Raw genomic sequence first — 2,267 nt, 5'->3', positions numbered from 1 at the left:
GATAAGCTGCGGGGAGGAGCATAGGTGGGTCGTCGTTAACGATTAACGATTGAGCTGCTCTGGAGAACAGTGAGCCGGCGTTGTCTGGGGAGGAGTAGGTGAGCCATCCGGTGTTGCAGCCGAGAGAACCACCGACCCCTCCCCATTGACGTGCCAGCCCTGAGCTTCCACTAAGGGGGCGGTTTCCTCTTCCTGAATCATGGTGGTGTCTGATGAGTCTTCTTCTCGGGAACGCCAATCGAGCCAAGCCAAACACTCACCTCAACCAAGACTATTTTTCAATAACCTTGCTATACCTCGACACTGGGGCAGGGCGAACGGCAATTCGACTGTCGCTCATTGAACACCGTTCACCCCTATAACCATCTCGGGTACGAGTGCCTGGACAATGATAAAAACAGAAGTAATACCATTTTTCAAAAATTGTGCCATAGATGTCTGTAGGGGCGAACCGCAAGTGGCGCGCCCTCTTCGGTTTGTATGTCTGGCAAGGATTTCAAAAAATGGTATAAAACTCGTCATATCGTAATTTCCATACTGGTGATGCGCAGACTCTATGGCAGAGAGGGAACACCAGAAAAGATCATTGGTAAAGGGTGTACCTTATCAGATTGGGAAACGCTATATCCAGTTGCCAACTAATATATACGCTGACCAAAAATAAGGAAGTAAATAATCATCATGGGCCAACAAACTGAGCTGAGCTTGTCGTAACGCTTCTGCCTTAGTTGTCCCCGGAATACCTAAATGCTGATAAAACACTGACATAAATAACGAAGTTGCGGCATCGTCAACTTGCCAGAGGGTGGCGAGAGTACTGCGGGCCCCCGCTCGTACGGCCACTCCCGCTAAACCCAGGGTGGCGCGATCGTCGCCAGTTGCCGTTTCGCAGGCACTCAGAACTAAGAGTTCTAGAACCTCCGATTCCCCATCCTCTCCTCGTTGGCGGAGTAGGGTTTCTAACTCCCGCACGTTGACGGGGGTATCATAGGCCAAAATAAAGGTATTTTCTGCCTGAGAACTAAATTGCCCATGGGTGGCAATGTGGATGATTGGGGAGGGAAAGTTACGGATTTCCTCAGCCAGAGAGGTGCGGGTGAAGCCGGTGTTGAGCAACTGGCGACTGGGGTTGACTTGATCGGCGATCTTTTGCAGTTCTCCAGGGACATGAATGAGAGCCGAAAACCCATGTCGGGCTTCAGATAAGCCAGCGGCTAAGGCGGTGAGGCGATCGCGCGATCGCTCTCCCGTTTCCAACAGCTGCATTCCTGGCGTTAGAGCCACACGGTAGCGTTCAATGAGATAGTCCTCTCCATCATGTAGGGCAGCGATGGGGATATTCCGCAGTCCGCCATCAAGGACAAAGGTGAGGGTTTCCACGTCACTGTCCTCTAACACTGCCTCTAGGGGGCGAATCACCCAATCATAGAGTTGTTGGGATTGTTGCAAAACATTTGAGAGACTGGTGCTAACTCGTCCGATATCTGAGCGAAATTCACGTAATTTGTTATTGATTTCCGCTTGGGGAACGGCGGTTTCATAAAACTGTAGAGGTTCTCCGGGAAGAGAGACAATGGTGGTTAGACGCTCGGGCAGAATAATGGAGTAAAGAATGGCGGCATTGGGGTCAATGTCTTCGACGGAAACGGGGGTGGTATCTAAACAGGCATCCCGGAAAAAGTTGTCTAATTCAGCGAGTTGTAAATCTTCGATCGCCTCTCGGGCTTGTTGTAAGTTCTTCTGGCTGGGATTGGAGTCTGATAGCAGCAGATCCACATATTCCCGATAGACGGGTTCGACAGTTTCTCGGAAGTCATATTGAACCTCAGGGTTCATGGCGACCAAATCGCTACGGATGGATTGCAGGGTGGTTAGGGCAATTTGGTAGGCATCCTGGGCGGCTTCGGTTTGGCCCTGGGCCTTGAGTAATCGTCCGAGCTGCCAATGCCAACGATAGGCAATATCTCCAGCATCGATGGACTGGGCCAAGACGATCGCCTCACGGGTTAGGGTTTCGGCCATCGGCCACTGTTGGGTCGTTTCATAGAGAGTGCCGAGGTTGCCGAGGGCATGGGATTCGGCGCGGCGATCGCCAATCTCGCGGGCCTGTTGGACAGCGGTGGCCAGAACCTCCGCCACCTGACGGGAGTTCTCACCAGCGGACATGAGATGGCGGGCAAAGCGAACCCGGGCGTAGATGCTGCGGCGACTGGGGGGAATTTGGCTGAGTTGATGGGCGATCGCCGTTTGTAGCCTGGCGATCTCCT

The 2,267-nt window shown here is 52.5% G+C and carries 2 protein-coding genes; both read right to left on the bottom strand.

Going from position 1 to position 2,267, the window contains the following annotated elements:
* Nucleotides 1–42: 42 nt before the first annotated feature.
* Nucleotides 43–252, bottom strand: a complete 210-nt coding sequence (locus L855_RS21065; RefSeq protein ID WP_159790871.1) for a hypothetical protein — start codon at nt 250–252, stop codon at nt 43–45.
* 369 nt (nt 253–621) lie between these two features.
* A partial coding sequence (locus tag L855_RS21060; RefSeq protein ID WP_159790870.1) for a CHAT domain-containing protein occupies nt 622–2,267 on the bottom strand: 1,646 nt, incomplete at its 5' end.

This window comes from Sodalinema gerasimenkoae IPPAS B-353 (assembly GCF_009846485.1).
GTDB lineage: Bacteria > Cyanobacteriota > Cyanobacteriia > Cyanobacteriales > Geitlerinemataceae > Sodalinema > Sodalinema gerasimenkoae.
Note: the sequence above shows the minus strand (reverse complement) of the source record. Positions and strands in the feature narration are given on the sequence as shown.